The organism is Actinomycetospora sp. NBC_00405 (genome assembly GCF_036044095.1).
GTDB lineage: Bacteria > Actinomycetota > Actinomycetes > Mycobacteriales > Pseudonocardiaceae > Actinomycetospora > Actinomycetospora callitridis.
This window is the reverse complement of sequence record NZ_CP107938.1, coordinates 238160-255892: the sequence shown is the minus strand read 5'-3', so window position 1 is coordinate 255892 and position 17733 is coordinate 238160. Positions and strand designations below refer to the sequence as shown.

The 17733-nt window shown below is 74.0% G+C and carries 15 protein-coding genes; 8 read left to right on the top strand and 7 right to left on the bottom strand.

Annotated elements, in window-relative coordinates:
* Nucleotides 1-83: 83 nt before the first annotated feature.
* Nucleotides 84-1748: a class I adenylate-forming enzyme family protein gene (locus OG774_RS01245; protein WP_328306130.1), complete on the bottom strand. Its 1665-nt coding sequence runs from the start codon at nt 1746-1748 to the stop codon at nt 84-86.
* On the bottom strand, nt 1748-2710 hold the full coding sequence (locus OG774_RS01240) for a cyclase family protein (RefSeq protein ID WP_328306129.1): 963 nt from the start codon (nt 2708-2710) through the stop codon (nt 1748-1750). Before OG774_RS01240 ends, OG774_RS01245 begins: the two co-directional genes overlap by 1 nt.
* A 200-nt stretch (nt 2711-2910) precedes the next feature.
* Between OG774_RS01240 and OG774_RS01235 the strand changes: the two genes are divergently transcribed.
* Genes OG774_RS01235 through OG774_RS01220 form a run of 4 tightly spaced genes read left to right on the top strand, consistent with a single transcriptional unit; the run spans nt 2911 to nt 7885 of the window.
* Nucleotides 2911-4425 (top strand): class I SAM-dependent methyltransferase, encoded by a 1515-nt coding sequence (locus tag OG774_RS01235; protein WP_328306128.1) that lies wholly within the window; start codon nt 2911-2913, stop codon nt 4423-4425.
* A 25-nt stretch (nt 4426-4450) separates the two neighbouring features.
* Nucleotides 4451-5197: a Crp/Fnr family transcriptional regulator gene (locus OG774_RS01230; protein WP_328306127.1), complete on the top strand. Its 747-nt coding sequence runs from the start codon at nt 4451-4453 to the stop codon at nt 5195-5197.
* Nucleotides 5181-6836 (top strand): acyl-CoA dehydrogenase family protein, encoded by a 1656-nt coding sequence (locus OG774_RS01225; protein ID WP_328306125.1) that lies wholly within the window; start codon nt 5181-5183, stop codon nt 6834-6836. Before OG774_RS01230 ends, OG774_RS01225 begins: the two co-directional genes overlap by 17 nt.
* Complete coding sequence (locus tag OG774_RS01220) at nt 6836-7885, top strand: alpha/beta fold hydrolase (protein WP_328306124.1); 1050 nt, start codon at nt 6836-6838, stop codon at nt 7883-7885. Before OG774_RS01225 ends, OG774_RS01220 begins: the two co-directional genes overlap by 1 nt.
* Nucleotides 7886-7997: 112 nt before the next feature.
* On the opposite strand, the gene OG774_RS01215 is transcribed toward OG774_RS01220, so the two are convergent.
* Genes OG774_RS01215 through OG774_RS01205 form a run of 3 tightly spaced genes read right to left on the bottom strand, consistent with a single transcriptional unit; the run spans nt 7998 to nt 11034 of the window.
* Nucleotides 7998-8309: an STAS domain-containing protein gene (locus tag OG774_RS01215; RefSeq protein ID WP_328306123.1), complete on the bottom strand. Its 312-nt coding sequence runs from the start codon at nt 8307-8309 to the stop codon at nt 7998-8000.
* Complete coding sequence (locus tag OG774_RS01210; protein WP_328306122.1) at nt 8309-9331, bottom strand: cobalamin B12-binding domain-containing protein; 1023 nt, start codon at nt 9329-9331, stop codon at nt 8309-8311. The genes OG774_RS01215 and OG774_RS01210 overlap by 1 nt, the downstream gene beginning before the upstream one ends.
* Complete coding sequence (locus OG774_RS01205; RefSeq protein ID WP_328306121.1) at nt 9328-11034, bottom strand: PP2C family protein-serine/threonine phosphatase; 1707 nt, start codon at nt 11032-11034, stop codon at nt 9328-9330. Before OG774_RS01205 ends, OG774_RS01210 begins: the two co-directional genes overlap by 4 nt.
* 231 nt (nt 11035-11265) lie before the next feature.
* Here OG774_RS01205 and OG774_RS01200 point away from each other — a divergent pair, with 231 nt between their 5' ends.
* Both OG774_RS01200 and OG774_RS01195 read left to right on the top strand, forming a co-directional pair.
* A complete protein-coding gene (locus OG774_RS01200) occupies nt 11266-11700 on the top strand; it encodes a GlcG/HbpS family heme-binding protein (protein ID WP_328306120.1) in 435 nt (144 codons plus the stop codon).
* 236 nt (nt 11701-11936) lie between these two features.
* Complete coding sequence (locus OG774_RS01195; protein ID WP_328306119.1) at nt 11937-12575, top strand: OmpA family protein; 639 nt, start codon at nt 11937-11939, stop codon at nt 12573-12575.
* Between the two features lie 14 nt (nt 12576-12589).
* Here OG774_RS01195 and fdh read toward each other — a convergent pair whose 3' ends face one another.
* Nucleotides 12590-15865, bottom strand: coding sequence for a formate dehydrogenase (gene fdh / locus OG774_RS01190; protein WP_328310714.1), 3276 nt, complete (start codon nt 15863-15865; stop codon nt 12590-12592).
* A gap of 191 nt (nt 15866-16056) precedes the next feature.
* Here fdh and OG774_RS01185 point away from each other — a divergent pair, with 191 nt between their 5' ends.
* Both OG774_RS01185 and OG774_RS01180 read left to right on the top strand, forming a co-directional pair.
* Nucleotides 16057-16401, top strand: a complete 345-nt coding sequence (locus tag OG774_RS01185) for a YrhK family protein (protein ID WP_328306118.1) — start codon at nt 16057-16059, stop codon at nt 16399-16401.
* A gap of 91 nt (nt 16402-16492) precedes the next feature.
* Nucleotides 16493-16720: an acyl carrier protein gene (locus OG774_RS01180; protein ID WP_274195624.1), complete on the top strand. Its 228-nt coding sequence runs from the start codon at nt 16493-16495 to the stop codon at nt 16718-16720.
* 53 nt (nt 16721-16773) lie between these two features.
* Here OG774_RS01180 and OG774_RS01175 read toward each other — a convergent pair whose 3' ends face one another.
* Nucleotides 16774-17703 (bottom strand): SDR family NAD(P)-dependent oxidoreductase, encoded by a 930-nt coding sequence (locus tag OG774_RS01175; protein WP_328306117.1) that lies wholly within the window; start codon nt 17701-17703, stop codon nt 16774-16776.
* Nucleotides 17704-17733: the final 30 nt, after the last annotated feature.

Genomic DNA, 17733 nt, shown 5'->3' with positions numbered 1-17733 from the left:
GGCCCGGTGCCGGAGCGAACGGGGAGTTCGTGCGCCTAGAAGCAGCGAGATACCCGTTCGCTCCGGAACCTCAGGACCGAACCTCAGGACCGCAGGGCGCGCCGCAGCAGCTTGCCGGTGACGGTCTTGGGGATCTCGTCCATCAGCTCGACCTGGCGCGGGTACTTGTACGCCGACATCCGCTCCTTGCAGAACGCGATGAGCTCGTCCGGGTCGACCTCCTGTCCCGGGCGCACCGAGACGAACGCCTTCACCGTCTCGCCGCGGTACTCGTCGGGCACGCCGACGACCGCCGCCTCGCGGACCGCGGGGTGCTCGTAGAGCACGTCCTCGACCTCGCGGGGCCAGACCTTGTAGCCGCCCGCGTTGATCTGGTCCTTCTTGCGGTCCACGACGTAGAACCAGCCCTGGTCGTCCATGTAGCCCACGTCGCCGGTCTTGAGCTCGACCGAGCCGTCGGGGGCCCGCAGGGCGTTCTGGGTCTCCTCGGGCTTGTTCCAGTAGCCCGGCACCACCTGCGGCCCGCGGGTGACGATCTCGCCCACCTCGCCGACGTCGGCGTCGGTGCCGTCGTCGCGCACGATGCGCACGACGGTCGAGAACACCGGCACGCCGACCGAGAGCGCGCCCGACGCCGTGTCGACCGGCGCGTCGGCCTCGCGCGGCACGCCGTGCGAGGGCGAGCTCGTCTCGGTGAGCCCGTAGAAGTTGTGGATGTAGAGCCCGAACTGGTCGGAGAACGCCTTGATCGTCGACGGCGGGATCGGCGCGCCGCCCGAGTAGAGCCGGGTCATCGACGCGAGGTCGTCGCGCTGCGCGCCCGGGGCGTTCATCAGCGCGATGAACACGGTGATCGAGCCGATCGAGAAGGTCGGCCGGTGCTCGCGGATCGCGTCGAGCACCACCTGCGGCTCGAAGCGGTAGGCGAGCACGAGCGGGATCGGGACGAGCAGGGCGATCGCCAGGTGCCCGATGACCCCTGTGATGTGGAACAGCGGGGCGACGCCGAGCACGGAGTCCCCGGGGCCCAGCTGGATCCAGTCGCGGTAGGTGCGGGCGTTGAACACCACGTTGCGGTGGGTGTTCATCGCGCCCTTCGGCGGGCCGGTCGTCCCCGACGTGTAGCCGAGGAAGGCGACGTCGTCGAGGCCGAGCTCCACCGGCTCGGGCGTGCGGTCGCCGACGGCGGCGAGCACCTCGGTGAGGTCCTCGGTGCCCTCGTGGCGCACGCGTTCGACCGACGCGAACAGCCGGGGGTCGTGACGCGTCTGGTACTCCAGCGGCGAGGTCGTCCACGCGATGCGCAGCGACGGGATCGTCGGGACGACCTCGGCGGCGACCTGGCCGAAGAGGTCCTCCTCGGCGAGCAGCGCGGTGGCCTCGCAGTCGCCGAGCAGCGTCGTCAGCTCGCGCTGCCGGCTCATCGGGTTGATGGAGACCACGATGCCGCCGGCCTTCCACGTCCCGATCACGGCGATCAGCACCTGCGGGATGTTCTGCAGGTAGGTCGCGAGGCGGTGGCCCTTCTCGAAGCCGCGGTCGGCGAGCGCGACCGCGAACCGGTCGGAGAGCCGGTCGAGCTCGCGCAGGGTCAGCGTGCCGTCGAAGTACCGGACGATCTCGGTGTCCGGGGAGCGCTCGAGCGACGCCGAGAACATCGCCAGCGCGTTCGGGTACTCCGGCTCGACGTCGTGCGGGTAGTCGTCCCGGTAGCGCGGCAGCCAGGGCCGTTCATCGTAGATCCCCATCAGCGGATCACCACCGGGTTGACCGGGGAGCCGGTCGCCTCGTGGATCTTCAGCGGGGCCGCGGTGTAGAGGAAGTCCCAGCGCCCGTCGGCGGCGCAGGCGTCGGCGAGGTCGTCCAGCCAGATGATCTCGGCGAGGCTGACTCCGAGGTTGCGCAGCAGTGACGCGTGCAGCGGCAGCAGCACCCCGGTCTCGGGGTCGGCCGTCACCTCGTTGGCGATGGTGTCGGTGACGAGGTTCGGGATCTCCTTGTCCTGGAACCACTCCACGAGCTCGCGCGAGTAGGTCAGCCCCGGCTCGATGAAGCCCTCGTAGAACTCCTCGGCCGGGGTCGCGTAGAAGTACTTCAGGAAGCCCGTGCGCACGAGCAGGATGTCGCGGTCCTCGATCGTCGTGCCCTGGGTCGCGGCGGCGTCCTCGAGGTCGGTGTGCGTGAACGTCTCGCCCTTGTCCAGCCAGTCCTTGCCGCGGTGGCGCGCCATGTCGATCAGCACGCCACGTCCGGCGACGCCCCGCTCCGCGATCGGGAGGATCGACGCCCAGCTCATGCCGCCGCCGTTGGTGGTGTCGGCCGAGCGCCCGTTCCAGAGCGTGTCGTCGTACCAGGCGTGGCCGAGCGCGTCGTACTGCGACGACCCCTGGAGGAAGATCTCCGCCTTGTCGTCGGTCGCGCGGATGCCGCCCGGGAAGCTCGGGCCGTTGCCCGACTCGAAGAGCTCCTGGTCCCACACCATCTCGCGCTTGATGCCCTCGCGGCCCGGGAAGACGGGGTCGCCGTGCGGGTGGCCCATCGGGCACTGGAGCGTGAAGACCTGGCCGTCGCGCACGCTCGCCACGCCCCGGAGCACCTGGGCGGGGTCGAGGTAGTTCAGCGAGCCGACCTCGTCGTCGGAACCCCACTTCCCCCAGTTCTGAGGGGGGTTGTCGCCCAGCAGTTCCCGCATCGACGGGACGTCGGCCATGTGTCTTCTCCTCTTCGAGAACGCGGTCACCACGCGGGTGATCCGGACCACCGTGCCCCCTCGCCCGAGGCCGGGACAAGGGGCCAGCACATCGGCCGACGAGATCGACGAGGGGCCGGGCGGGTCCCCTGTCTGTGATCGGCTCGTACGGTCCGCGGCGCTTCGACGAGGTTGCTGTGACGCACCACCTGGGGGAACCGATGACGAACTCTCTGCTGCTGCCGGAGGAGACCGCCACCGCCGCCGGACACGGTCGGTGCCCGCTGCGCTGCCCGGACTGCCGGGCCACCCCGACCTTCACCCCCACCCCCACCCAGCCCCTGCCCGGCGGGTGGTTCGGGGTCCTGCGGTGCGACTGCCACACCGACCCCGTGCTCGACTCGATCCCGATCCTGCGGCGCGGACCGATCGACGTGCAGGACCACGTCACCGGACGCACGGAGATCGAGGGCCCCGACCACGACACGCTCGTGGCGATGCTGGAGGCCGACCGCGGGCTCGACGCGCTGGTCGAGATGCTGACGTTCCCGCCGGCCGTGCCGTTCGGCCTCGCGCGACGCCGGGGCCTGCGCCTGCCGTTCACGCGCGGCCCGTGGCCGCGCCTGGCCCGCGAGGCCCGCCGCGGCGAGGTGGCGGAGATGCTGGCCGACCTCGAGGCGCTGACGGCCCAGGACTGGATGGAGCTCTGCTACGCGCGCTCCTCCGAGCAGATCGCCGGCGACATCTTCCCGTACTTCTTCGCGCGCTTCGGCCAGCCGCGCTACGTCGCCTCGATCGAGATGGCCCGCCACCTGCCGGTCGGCCGCGGCCCCGTGCTCGACCTGGCCTGCGGCTTCGGGCACCTCATGTACCACCTGGGCGCCCGCGACGAGGCCGTCGAGACGGTCGGGGTCGACCGCAACTTCTTCCAGCTCTGGGTGGGCCGCCGCTACATCGCCCCCGACCAGCGGTTCGTGTGCGCCGACCGCGTCGACGCCCTGCCCTTCGCCGACGACGCGTTCGCGGCGTCCCTGTGCTCCGACGCCTTCCACCTCTTCGACGCCCAGCAGGGTGCCGCGGACGAGATGCGCCGGGTCGCCGCCGACGACACGATCATCCTCGACCGGCTCGGCAACCGACTCCTCGAGCCGTTCGACAGCGCCTTCGAGCGCTCCCCCGAGGGCTACGCCGACCTCGCCGGCGACGCCCCCGTGCGCCTGACCTCCGAGGACGAGCTGATCGGGGCCTACCGCGCCGGCCGGGGGCTGGACCTCACGCGGGAGCGCGACACCGCCGGGCTCGCCGAGCAGAAGTGGCTCTACCTCGTCAGCTCGCGCGACGAGCGGGTCTTCGCCGACACCGACGAGATCGCCGGCACGCCGCACGGCGCCGGGTCGCTGCGCGTCAACCCGATCTTCCGCGTGGATCGCGACGACAGGGCGGTGCACCTCGTCTTCGACTACCCCTCGGCCTGGTACGCCTTCGAGAACGCGGTCATGCGCACCTACACCTCGGCGGGCGAGCGCCTCGATCCCGACGCGTTCGAGGAGGTCGCGGCCGGGCGCCCCGTCCCGGAGACCCCGCGCCTGCTGCGCCGGTGGGTGGTGCTCGGCATGCCGCCGCGCTACGCCCGTCCGCCCGGCGCGCCGGGTGCGATCGGCTCGGTCGCCCGCGGCCTCCTGCGCGGTGCCGTTCGGCGACTGCGCGATCGGCGGTCTTCCGATCGGGTGCAGTGATCGTCAGCCACGCTAAGGTTCGGCCATGCGGCCGACGGTCGAGGAGCTCGGAGCGATCGAGTGGTTCCGTCGCCTGGATCCCGGTCACCTCGCCGCGGTCGCCCGCCTGTGCACGGTGGAGACGCTGGGCCGGGAGGCGGTGCTCTACGGGTCCGGTCATGCCCCGGACGCGTTCTTCGTGCTCCTGCAGGGGCGGGTCGGGGCGTGGCGGGGCGACCCGACCGATCCCGGGTCGATGCTCTACTTCGTCAGCGACCGCCGGTTCGAGAGCCTGTGCCTGGAGAACGTCGTCGCGGACATCCCGTACTACGCGACGATGCGCGCCCTGGTCGACGGCACGCGCGTGCTGCGCATCCCCGCGTCCGTGCTGCCCGGGCTCCTCGAGGCCGACCGCGAGCTGGGCATCGCGATCGCCCGCCACATCGCCGAGCGTCTGCAGACCTTCACCGAGCAGATGGCCGACCTCGGCTCCTTGCCCGTGACCCGCCGGGTGGCCAAGTTCCTGCTCGCCTCGCAGCAGGCCGGCTCCGACCTCATCGTCATCCCCCTGCGGCAGGCGGAGCTGGCCAGCCGGCTCGGGGCCGCCCGGCAGTCGGTGAACCAGGCGCTGGCGGCGATCGCGGCGCGCGACATCGTCGAGCCGGTCGGGCGCGGCGTCTACCACCTGCGTGACCGCCCCGCGCTCGTCGCGCTGGCCCGCGGCGAGCCCGCGCCCGGGCCTGGCTCACGGGCGCGCGGCGTGGTCGGATCGTCCCGTGCCCGCGACGCATGAGGTCTCGAACCAGGTGCCCGATCTCGTCGGCCACGACGTGGCGGCCGACCCGCCGCTGCTCGAGGGCCTCGAGCGCGAGGGCGCCGGGTGGGCCCGCGACGACCTGCACGCCGTCGGCAGGCTCGCGGGCTCGGCCCTCGCGACCGAGTGGGCCGACGCCGCGCACCGGAACGAGCCCCGTCTGCGCACCCACGACCGCGTCGGGCACCGCGTCGACGAGGTCGACCACGACCCCGGCTACCACGCGCTGCTGACCGAGGCCGTCGGTCACGGCTTCGCCGGCGCGCCCTGGGCCGACGAGCGGCCGGGGGCCCACGTCGCCCGCGCCGCGGGCTTCCTGACCTGGTCGCAGCTCGAGGCCGGGCACGGCTGCCCGATCTCGATGACCTACGCCGTGCTGCCCGCCCTGCGCGCCGCCCCCGAACTGCTCGCGACCTACGGGCCGGGGCTGACGAGCCGGACGTACGACCCCGGCCTGCGGGTGCCGTCCACCAAGCGGGGCCTGCTCGCCGGCATGGGCATGACCGAGAAGCAGGGCGGCTCGGACGTGCGGGCGAACACGACCCGGGCCGTCGCCACCTCGGACGGGACGTACCTGCTCACCGGCCACAAGTGGTTCACCAGCGCCCCGATGTGCGACCTGTTCCTGGTGCTGGCCCAGGCTGGCGGGGCGAGCGGAGCGACGGGACGAGGCGGAGGAGCCGGGCTGACCTGCTTCCTCGTGCCCCGCGTGCTGCCCGACGGCACGCGCAACACGTTCCGCATCCAGCGGCTCAAGGACAAGCTCGGCAACCGGTCGAACGCGTCGAGCGAGCCCGAGTTCGAGGACACCGTCGCCTGGCGGGTCGGCGACGAGGGCCGGGGCGTGCGCGCGATCATCGAGATGGTCGCCTGCACGCGCCTGGACAACGCGCTCGGCTCGGCCGCCGGCATGCGGGCGGCGGTGTCGCGCGCGGCGCACCACGCCCGGTACCGCTCGGCATTCGGGCGGACGCTGCTCGAGCAGCCGCTGATGCGCGAGGTGCTCGCCGACCTGGCCCTCGAGTCCGAGGCCGCGGTGACGCTGGCGCTGCGGCTGGCCGGGGCGCAGGACCGGGCACCGCGCGACGAGCACGAGGCCGCGTTCCGGCGGATCGGCGTGACGCTCGGGAAGTACTGGATCTGCAAGCGCCAGACCGCCGTGGTCGGCGAGGCCCTCGAGTGCCTCGGCGGCAACGGCTACGTCGAGGAGTCGGGGATGCCGCGGCTGTTCCGCGAGTCGCCACTGAACTCGATCTGGGAGGGCTCGGGCAACGTCAACGCCCTCGACCTGCTGCGGATCCTCGCCCGCGAGCCGGCCTCGCTCGAGGCGTGGCGCACCGAGGTCTCGGGCGTCGACGACCGGATCGACGCGGGCCGCAAGGAGGTCGAGGCCGACCTCGTCCACGCCGACGAGCGCGACGCCCGGCGTCTCACCGAGCGGATGGCGGTGCTGCTCTCGGGCGCGCTGCTCGTGCGCCACGCGCCGACGGCCGTCGCCGACGCCTACGTGTCCTCGCGCGTCGCCGGCGACCACGGCCAGGCGTTCGGCACGCTCCCCCGCGGTGTCGACGTCGCCGCCCTGCTCGCCCGCCTGCCCGACACCTCCAGGAGCGCCTGATGGATCTCATGCCCGGTGTGCGTGCCGCCGAGGTCGACGGGCGCATCCGCACCCACTACCTCGAGTCCGGCCCGTCCGACGGCGAGCCCGTGGTGCTCGTGCACGGCAACCTCTCGACCGGCCGGTTCTACGAGCACCTCATGCCCGGCGCGCCGGAGCGCTACCGGCTGCTGGCCCCGGACATGCGGTGCTTCGGGCGCAGCGAGGCGGCGCCGATCGACGCCACCCGCGGGCTCGGCGACTGGGCCGACGACCTCGGGGGCTTCCTCGACGCGCTCGGCATCGACCGCCCCGTGCACCTCGTCGGCTGGTCCACCGCGGGCGCCGCGATCGCCCTGGTCGCCCGGGCCCGGCGGGTCGCGTCGCTGACGTTCCTCGACCCGGTCTCGCCGTACGGGTTCGGCGGTGTGTTCCGCGACGGCCGGCCCTGCTGGCCCGACGTCGCGGGCTCCGGCGCCGGCGTGGCCAACCCCGAGTTCGTGCAGCGCCTGCGCGACGGCGACCGCTCCGAGGACAGCCCGCTCTCGCCGCGCAACGTCATGAACGCGACGTACTGGCGCGCCGGGCACCGTGAGCCGCCCGCGCGCGAGGACGTGCTCCTCGACGAGATCCTGCTGACCACCATCTCCGACGACGGCTACCCGGGCGACGCCGTGCCGTCGGACAACTGGCCGGGGGCCGCGCCGGGGACCCGGGGCCTGCTCAACGCCCTGTCGCCGAAGTACTGCGACTGGTCGTGGCTGCCCACGCTCGCCGAGAAGCCGCCGGTGCTCTGGACCCACGGCGGCGCCGACGTCGTGGTCGCCGACAACTCGGCGCTCGAGCTCGGCACCCTCGGAGCGGGCGGCGTCGTCCCCGGCTGGCCCGGCGCCGACGTCTTCCCGCCGCAGCCGATGGTCACCCAGATCCGCGACGTCCTCGAGGCCTACCGCGCCGCCGGTGGGCGCGCCGAGATGGAGGTCTTCGAGGAGTCGGGGCACGGTCCGCACGTCGACGACGCGCAGCGGTGGTCGGCGACGTTCTTCAGCTTCCTGGACTCGGTGCGCTGACGCATGGGAGCACTCGCTCACGTGCGCGGGCCGGCGTGGTCCTCGTCCGGGTCCGGCTCGCCGTGACGTCGGTCGACCTCGACCGCCGCACGCCGCTGCCGACCCCGGCGTTCTAGCCGAAGACCTGGTCCAGGCCCGTGAGCTTCAGCGCGCGGGCGGGCTGGCCGTGCGCGCCGCGCAGGACGAAGGTGGCGCCGACGTCGTGGGCGCGGGCCTGGGCGCCGAGCAGCACGCGCAGCCCGCAGGAGTCGCAGTAGGTGACCTCGGCGAGGTCGAGGACCAGCCCTGACGGCGGCCGCCCGCCGTCGAGCGCGGCGTCGACCGCCTCCTCGAGGCGGCCGTGGGAGTCGTAGTCGAGGTCGCCGCCGACGGAGACGACGGCGTCGGTGTCGGTCCGCTCGGTCCGGATCGTCAGGTCGGTCATCACGCCACCGGCGTCGGCAGGCCGCCGTGCGCGCCGCGCAGCAGCGCCGCGGTGCGCGGCGAGTCGGCGAGGGCGTCGGCGAGGGCGTCGAGCACCGGACCGACCTCGTCGAGCCGCAGGCCCGTCGGGATCGTCACCGACCCGACCCAGCGCACGAACGCGTCGAACAGCGACGGGTCGTCGACGAACACGGCGGCGGCCAGGAAGTCGACGAGGTGCCCGAGGTCGTCGGCGAGCTCGTCGGGCACGCCGTCGTCGTCGGGACGGACCGCGGCGGCCGCGAGCCGGACCAGCTCGGCGCGACGGGCGTGCAGCACGGCCTGCTCCTCGCGGGCGGTGCGGTCGACGGGCGTCCCGTCGGTGGGCTCCTCGGTGAACCAGGGCCCCTCCGGATCGGCCGCGAGCATCGCGGCGGCGGCGCGGGCGTCGGGCGCCCAGCCGTCGGCGCCGACGGCCCGGGCCCAGCGGCCGTCCTCACCGAACGCGGGTCCGCCGGCGAGCACGGGCGTGCCGGTGGCCCGGCAGGCCTCGACCATCCGGCGCGCCGCGGGCAGCCGCGAGGCCAGCGAGCTGGAGATGGCCACGAGGTCCGGGCCCGCGCGGTGCACGTGGGTGGCGAGCTGCGCGGCGGGCACCGAGGCGCCGAGGAACTCCACCCGCCAGCCGTGCCGGGTGAGGACCTCTGCGAGCAGCCGCGCCGGCAGGCCGTGCCACTCGCCGTCGAGGCAGGCGACGGCGACGGTGTCCGGCCCGGCCGGCGGGGGCGTCGGGGCGTGCCGTGCGACGGCGGCGACCACGCGCTCGCTGATGTGGGTCGCCACGTGCTCCTGGACGACCGTCCACTCCCCCGCGGCCCAGCGCTCGCCGACCTCGCGCTGCGCCGCGGCGACGACGTCGAGCAGCACGACCTCGGGGTCGACGCCGGCGTCGAGCGCGTCGACGGCCACCGCGATCGCGCCGGGCTCGTCGGAGACGGCGACGCGCTCGAGGTAGGCGACGCGCAGGGCGTCGGGGGTGGTCACGCGGGCGCCTGGATCGCCAGGAGGGCGACGTCGTCGTGGTCGTGCCCGTCGAGCCACTCCACGACGGTCTGCTCGAGGTGCTCGCACACCACCGCGGCGGGCGCGCCGGCGCAGGCGGGCAGGGCGGCGGCCAGGCGCTCCTCGCCGAAGAAGCCGCCGGCGCCGCGCGCCTCGACCACCCCGTCGCTGTAGAGCAGGCAGGTGTCGCCGGGGCCGAGCAGCACCTCGGCCTCGCCGAACCGGGCCTCGCGCAGGCCGCCCACGAGCATCCCGGCCACCGGCACCGTCTCGACGGCACCGTCGGCGCGCAGCACCAGCGGCGGTGGGTGGCCGCCGGTGGCCAGCCGCAGCGCGACCGTGCCGTCGTCCTCGGGCCGGGCGTCGCCGAGCACCATCGTCGCGAAGCGCGGGCCCTCGTCACGGGTGGCGACGGCGTCGAGCAGCGCGGTGTTGAGCAGCGGCAGCAGGCGGGCCGGGCGGTCCTCGAGCAGGCGCAGCGCGTGCCACGACTGGCGGACCCGGCCGGAGAGCACCGCCGCCTCGATCCCCTTGCCGCAGACGTCGCCCAGCAGGAAGGCCGAGCGGCCCTCGGGCCCGCGCGGCCCCGCGACCTCGTAGAAGTCGCCGCCGACGCGCATCGTCTCGCGGGCCGGGCGGTAGGCGGCGCCCCAGACGACGCCGTCGGTGTCGGGCAGGCGCGGGGCGGCCAGGCTCTCCTGGAGGACGGCGCCGAGGTGGGCCTGCTCCGCGTGCAGCGCCGCGGCCGCGAGGGCGGCACCGGCGCGCGCGACGTAGGAGGAGAGCAGGTCCTCCTCGGGATCGGTCGCGTCGTCACCCGCCGCGCGGGGGGCGGCGAGCACGACGAGCGCGTCGACGACCCCGGTGACGGGCACCGGGCAGGCGCGCAGCGGCGCCCCCGACCCGGGGCCCTCGAGACCGGTCAGCGTGGCGAGCTCCTCGGCGAGCCACGGGTCGACGTCGACGCCGCCGCCCTCGTCGGCCAGCGCCGCGGCGACACGCGGGACCCGGGTCAGCGCGGACGCACCGGTGTGCCCGAGGCGCGGCCGGCCGGCGCCGAGCTCGGTGGCCGCCCAGCTGACCTGGTCGTCGTGCCGCACCACGAGTACGGCCCCGGTGGCCAGGCGCGGTACGGCCAGGGCGACGACGCGGCGGGCCGTCCGGTCGAGGTGCAGGACGCCGTGCAGCGCGCGCCCGGCCTCGGCGAGGAACGCGGCGCGCTCCTGGGCGGCGAGCAGGGTGTCGGTGCGGGCGTGCTCGCCGGTGACGTCGCGCAGGAACCAGGTGGAGTCGCCCTCGCCGGGCTCGGGCGGCGGGGGCGGCGTCGGCCCGAGCACCGGGCCGCGGCGGCCCCGCACGTGGCGCTCGCCCTCGGGGTGGTCGACGACGGCCTCGAAGCTGCCCGTTCCCGGGCCCTCGCCGCGGACGGCGCGGGCGAGGACCTCGCAGCGGGCGACGTCGACGACCTCGCCGACGCGCAGGTCGGGCAGCAGGGCACGGGCGGCGGCGTTGGCGGCGCGCACGACGCCGGCCCGGTCGCAGACGACGACGCCCTCGTCGAGCCCGTCGATCAGGCCGGGATCGACGGTGGTCGGCGGCGCGGTGGACGGGGCCGTGGAGGCGGTGTCGTCCGCGGGGGTGCGCACGTCGGCGACACGGGTGGGGACGCCGTGACGTCCGTCCATCGCCGTCGCCTCCCTCCGTGACGGTCGCGAACACCCTAATAGATGCCGATCACCACCGACCCGGCGAACGCGCGACGGCACGACGAACCGTCGGCGAGGAGCGGACGAGCGGTGGGCGTACGGGGACCACCGAGTCCGTCACCCGATCGCGCACGGCGACCGGCCGGTGACGCGACGACGTCGCGCGGGGTCCGGTGTGATCCGTGGGCGCCGGGTGGGTACCGGCCCGCCATGAGCATCCACCTCGAGCAGGCCCAGAGCATCGTGTCCGCCGCGCTCGCCCACGCCCGGGCGCAGGGCTTCAAGCCGCTCACCGTCGTCGTGCTCGACCCCGGGGGCGCGCCGGTGGCGCTCGGGCGCGAGGACGGGTCGGGGTTCTTGCGCCCCGACGTGGCGACGGCCAAGGCCTACGGGGTGCTCGGCCTGGGCATGGACAGCCGGGCGATCGCGGCGCGGGCGGCGGACTCGGCGGAGTTCTTCACCTCGGTCGCCTCGCTCACCGGCGGCAAGGTGTTCTCGGTGCCGGGCGGGGTGTTCATCCACGACGAGGCGGGCGAGCTGCTCGGCGCGGCCGGGGCCAGCGGCGACGCGTCCCTGGCCGACGAGGAGGCCGTCGTCGCCGGCGTCCGCGCCGCGGGCCTGGTGCCCCGCACGGGCGCGGAGTAGCCCCGAGCGAATCTCGTGGCCATCGGCACGAGATTCGCTCACATGGTCAGGGCTCGAGGACCGTGCCGAGGTCGCGGGCCGACGGCACCGGCGCCCCCACACACCGACCCCCGTGAGCGAGCGCCGTTCGGCCCAGCCACTGAGCGCCGTCCGGCCTCTTTCCGTCCGGACCCGGGCGAGTCGGGCACCGGACCGGGCACAGTGCGTCACGACTGCGGAGGAGGTGGCGAGGTCCGGTGACGGGCGGAGGCGGCGGGCTGCATCGCGGGCGCGTCACGGGCGGGCCCGGCACGGGCGCGCACTGGTGGGGCGGCCGGGGCCCGGCCGGCGGCGGCACCCACGCGGCGCGGGTCGGCGGCCGGCGGGGCGTGCTCCTGATCGCCCTGCTCGCGGTGCTGCTCCTGGGCGGGGTGGCCGCCGCGGTCGCGCTGACGCGGACGTCCAACACGCCCTCCCCCACCGCGGCGTCGCCCGTCGCGCCGGCCCCCGGGCCGTCCACCACCTCCCGCGCCGCGGGCGCCCCCGACGTCGCGGTGCTCCAGCAGACGATCGACGAGGTCCTCGTCGCGACGCCCCTGCGCTTCCCCGCCGACAGCGCGACGCCGAACCCCGGGGCGGACGACGTCGTCGACCGGCTCGCCGCCGTGCTGGAGGCGAGCCCCGGGCCGGCGGTCACCGTCGAGGGGCACACCGCCCCCACCGGGGAGGACAGCGGGGACGCGCGGGTGCTCTCGCAGCAGCGCGCGGAGGACGTCGTACGCAGGCTGGAGGCCGCCGGTGTGCCCGCCGGGAGCCTCACCGCCGTCGGCGTCGGCCCGCGGGACCCGCTCGGCTCGCTGGAGGCCAGCCGGCGGGTCGAGCTGCGCGTGGGGTAGGCGCGTGGGGTAGGTCAGCCGGTCGCGTCGGTGAGCCCGGCCCGCTGCCGGTACCCGTCGACGAAGGACAGCAGCGCCGGTCCCCGCGGGCGACGCCCGGCCACGACGTCACAGGTGCCGGTCTTGGTGTCCATGATGTGGACGTTCGGATCCAGCGAGATGCCGATGATCTCGTTGGCCGCGTCGCCGGTGACCAGCCCGTTCGGCCCCCAGTGCCACGGCAGGCCCACCTGGTGGATGGTCTCGCCGGCGATGCGCAGCGGCTTCATCCGCGCGGTGACCACCACCCGCGCCTCGATGGCGCTGCGCGCGGTGACGATCGTCGCCCACCCCGTGTGCTCCAGCCCGCGCTCAGCGGCCAGCTCCGGGGAGACCTCGACGAACATCTCCGGCGCCAGCTCGGCGAGGTAGGGCGTCCACCGGCTCATCCCGCCCGCCGTGTGGTGCTCGGCGATGCGGAACGTCGTGAACGCGTACGGGAAGACCTCGGATCCCGGCTGGTGGTCCGACGGGTTGTAGAGGTTGTCGGGCCGCTCGAAGCGCTCGCGGGCCGGGTTGGACCGCGTCTTCGGGTGCAGCGCGTTGCGCGTCGGGGCCTCCTCCGGCTCGTAGTGCACCGGCATGGGCCCGTCGGCCAGCCCCGTCGGCGCGTAGAGCCAGATCCGGCCGTCGGCCTGCATGATGAACGGCTCGTCCCCACCGATCGCGTCCTGCGCCTCGGCGCCTTCCGGAGGGCGGTACGACGGCGGCTTGTCGGCCTCGAAGTCGGGCACGTCGTGGCCGGTCCAGCGCTGCTGGTCCTCGTCCCACCAGACGTAGGCCTTGCGCTCGCTCCACGGCCGGCCCTCGGGGTCGGCCGAGGCCCGGTTGTAGAGCACCCGCCGGTTCATCGGCCACGCCCAGCCCCACTCCAGCGCGGCGGGACTCTCCCCGCCGGCGGGCTCGCGCCGTGCCGCCTGGTTGACGCCGTCGGCGTAGACCCCGGAGTAGATCCAGCAGCCGCACGAGGTGGAACCGTCGTCCTTCAGGGCGGTGTAGCCCGAGACCGGCTCGCCGTGCTCGTCGACGCCGCTGATCTCCTTGAGGATCGCGTGGGCGTCCGGGTCCTCGTGCACACCCTCGGTGGGGTAGTCCCAGGTCAGGTTCTTGATCGCCGCGTCCCGCGTCAGGCCGGAGTCGGCCAACCGCGCCCGGATCCGACGGCCCAGCTCCCAGACGAACCAGAGGTCGCTGCGGCAGTCGCCCGGGGGCTCGACGGCCTTGTGCCGCCACTGCAGCAGCCGCTGGGTGTTGGTGAACGACCCGGCCTTCTCGACGTGCGTCGCGGCGGGGAGCAGGAACACCTCGGTGTCGATGTCCTCGGTGCGCATCTCCCCGGTCTCGACCTCCGGCCCGTTCTTCCAGAACGTGGCGGTCTCGATCTCCTGCAGGTCGCGCACGACGAGCCACTTCAGCGCCGCGAGCCCCTGGCGCTGCTGCTTGGAGTTCGTCGTGCCCACCGCGGGGTTCTCGCCGAGCACGAAGTAGCCCTCGCAGTGCCCGTCGATCATGTTGAGCACGGTCGTGAACGTGCTGTGGTCCCCGGTGATGCGCGGCATCCAGTCGAAACCGAAGTCGTTCTCGGGCGTCGCCGCGTCGCCGAACCACGCCTTGAGCAGGCTGACCATGTACGCGGGCATGTTGCCCCAGAAGCCCTTGGAGGCCGCGTCGGCCTCGAGGAAGTCCGCCAGCTCCATCTGCTTGTGGGCGTGGGGCATCGGGATGTAGCCCGGCAGCAGGTCGTAGAGCGTGGGGATGTCGGTCGAGCCCTGGATCGTCGCGTGCCCGCGCAGGGCCATGATCCCGCCGCCGGGCCGCCCGACGTTGCCCAGCAACCCCTGCAGGATCGAGGCGCAGCGGATGTACTGCACGCCCACCGTGTGCTGCGTCCACCCGACCGAGTAGACCCACATCGTGGTCCGCTCGCGCCCGGAGTTCGCGCAGATCGCCTCCGCGACCCGGGTGAACTGCTCGGGCGACATCCCACAGACGCGCGAGACCATCTCCGGGGTGTAGCGGGAGAAGTGGCGCCGCAGCACCTGGTAGACGCAGCGCGGGTGCTGGAGCGTGTCGTCGCGGCTCGGCTCGCCGGAGAAGTTCGCCCCGCCCGAGCCCGCGGCCTCGGACTGCCCGAGCAGGTGGGTCAGTCGGTTCGACTCGCGGCGCATCTCGGGCTGGTGGGCGTCGGAGTCCCACTGGTCGCGGTCCCCCGAGGCGGCCGCGACGTCGGCGCCCTCGTACTGCCAGGTCGAGGTGTCGTACGACGCGGTCTCCGGATCCCAGCCGGAGAACAGGCCGTCGTCGTCACCGGCGTCGACGAACTCCTCGCTGACCAGCATCGGCGCGTTGGTGTAGGCGACGACGTACTCGCGGAAGTCGCGCTCGTTCTCCAGCACGTAGCGGACCAGCCCGCCGAGGAAGGCGATGTCCGTGCCGGGGCGGATGGGCACGTGCGCGTCGGCGACCGCGCTGGTCCGCGTGAACCGCGGGTCGACGTGGATGATCTGCGCCCCGCGGGCCTTGGCCTCCATCACCCACTGGAAGCCGACCGGGTGCGCCTCGGCCATGTTCGAGCCCTCGAGCACGACGCAGTCGGCCTGCGCGATGTCCTGCTGCGTGTTGGTGGCGCCGCCGCGACCGAAGCTGGTCCCCAGACCGGGGACGGTGGAGCTGTGTCAAATGCGCGCCTGGTTCTCCACCTGGACGGCACCGAGCGCGGTGTAGAGCTTCTTGAGGAGGTAGTTCTCCTCGTTGTCCAGCGTCGCGCCCCCGAGGTGCGCGAGCCCCAGGGTGCGGTTGAGGACGCGGCCCTCGTCGTCGGTGTCCTGCCACGTGCGTGACCGGGTGTCGACGACGCGGTCGGCGATCATGTCCATCGCCGTGTCGAGGTCGAGGTCCTCCCAGTCGGTCCCGCCCGGGCGCCGGTAGCGCACCTTCGTGATGCGCGACGGCGAGGTCACCAGCGACAGGCTCGACGACCCCCGGGGACAGAGCCGGCCGCGGCTGATCGGGGAGTCGGGGTCGCCCTCGATGTGGGTGACCCGGCCCTCCTTGGCGTAGATCTTCTGGCCGCAGCCGACGGCGCAGAACGGACACACCGAGCGCGTCACGGAGTCGGCCTCGTCCGTGCGCGCGTGCCACTCGTCGGACGAGTTGGACTCCACCGCGGCGCCACGGCCCAGCGGGTCCGGGCCGGTCAGCTGACGGAACAACGGCCACGACCGGACGAGGTCGGCAGCACGACGGGGCAGGCTCACGGCAGGCGCCTCCGGGACGTTCCGGGTGGTGGTCGGCGCCGGCTGCATCGGGTGAACCGGTCGGGAGAACGGTGTCACCGACCCACCACCACCGCAAACGCAGAGGGCAGGCGGTCGAGGTTTGTCCGGCTCCCGGATCACCCACCTCGTACGACGCACCGACCGCCCGACCCCGTGGAGGATCGATGAGCCAGGACACGAGCAAGGACACCGAGAAGACCGAGGACGGTCAGCAGGACCCCGACGCCGGCCACGAGGGCGGGCCCATCACCCTGACGCTCGGCAACCAGGAGCTCGTGCTCCGTCAGCGCTACGAGCTGCTCAGCATCATCAACGACATCGGGATCTTCCTCTTCTTCACCGTCGGCAGCGTCGCCTTCTACTGGCACGAGCTCTTCAACGTCGGCGTCACGCTGTTCGTCATCGGCAGTGTCCAGCTCGGCATCCGGCCGCTGATCCGGCTCACCCGGCGGATCCGGCTCCGGAGCCTCACCCGGGGCACGCCGAACGAGGTGGCACGGGACTTCTGAGGGGCGTTACCGGCGCACCCGTGGACGGGTACGCCGAAGGCCCCGAGTTGAGCGAGCAGCCCGGAGCACACCCTCGTTCCTGGAGGTTCACATGGCCACCGGAGAGACCGGCTTCGACGACGTCAACTTCGACCTCGTGTCGGTGCAGTACCACGCCCTCAAGGCCGGGCACGACTACGGGCAGTACGTCCGCGACGCGGAGAACGCCGGCCTGGACGAGGTCGCCGACTTCTTCCGTCAGGTGATGAGCCAGGACTCCGATCGCGCGCACCAGTGCCACCGGTTCCTCGCCCAGCTCACCTCGAAGACCTCGAGCTGACCGACGACGTGCGTGATCTTCCCGGTGCCGACCGGGAAGATCACGCACGTGGGTCAGCGGCGCGGGATCTCGTCGTCGAGCTCGTGGTGGCGGACGGCGGCGCGGCGGTCGAGCGTGGTCAGCAGGCGCTGCCACCAGGGCTGCTCGGGGAGCGTGTGACCCGGCTCGGGCAGCGCCTCCCCCGGCTCCGGCAACAGGCGATCGAACAGGCCGAGCGCCCTCTGTGTCAGCCCCGGGGCGATCCCGTGCACCCGCAGCCCGACCTTCGCCGCCGGCGTCAGCACGACCTCGGGGCGCCCGGCGAGCCCGCCCGCGACGATCCGGCGGGCCGCCGCCCCGGCGTCCATCGACAGCAACGGCAGCGACGCCAGCGCGGTGAACCACCGCAGCTCGGCCTCCCGGTCACCGCCGACGAGCGCGTTGCGGGTCGACCCGGTGCGCATCAGCCCGGGCACCACCGTCGTCACGGTGATGTCGTCGCGCCCGGCCTCGGTACGCAGCGACTCCGCGAACCCGACCGCCGCGAACTTCGCCGCCGTGTACGGCAGCAGCCGCGGCGTGGGGATCTTCCCGCCGATCGAGGTGATCACCACGATCCGCCCGCCGCCACCGCGGCGCAGGATCGGCAGCGCCGCCATGACGGGGTACACGGCGCTCCAGAAGATCGCGTCGTGCGCGGTGGCGATGTCGCCCGCGTCCAGGGCGCGCAGTGGCGCGACCTGGATGATGCCGGCGTTCGCCACCACGACGTCGAGACGCCCGAACCGCTGCGCGACGGTCTCGACGACGGCCTCGGCGCCGGGTCGCGACGACAGGTCCGCCGGCAGGGCGAGCACCGTCGCCCCCGTGGCCTCGAGGTCGGTCCGCGCCGCCTCCAGGCCGTCGGCGGAGCGGGCGACGACGGCGAGGTCGTGGCCCCGCCGACCCAGCTCCTGCGCCAGGAGGAAGCCGAGCCCCCGGCTCGCTCCGAGGACGAGCGCCACCGGGCGCCCCTGATCTGCGGAAGGCTGCAC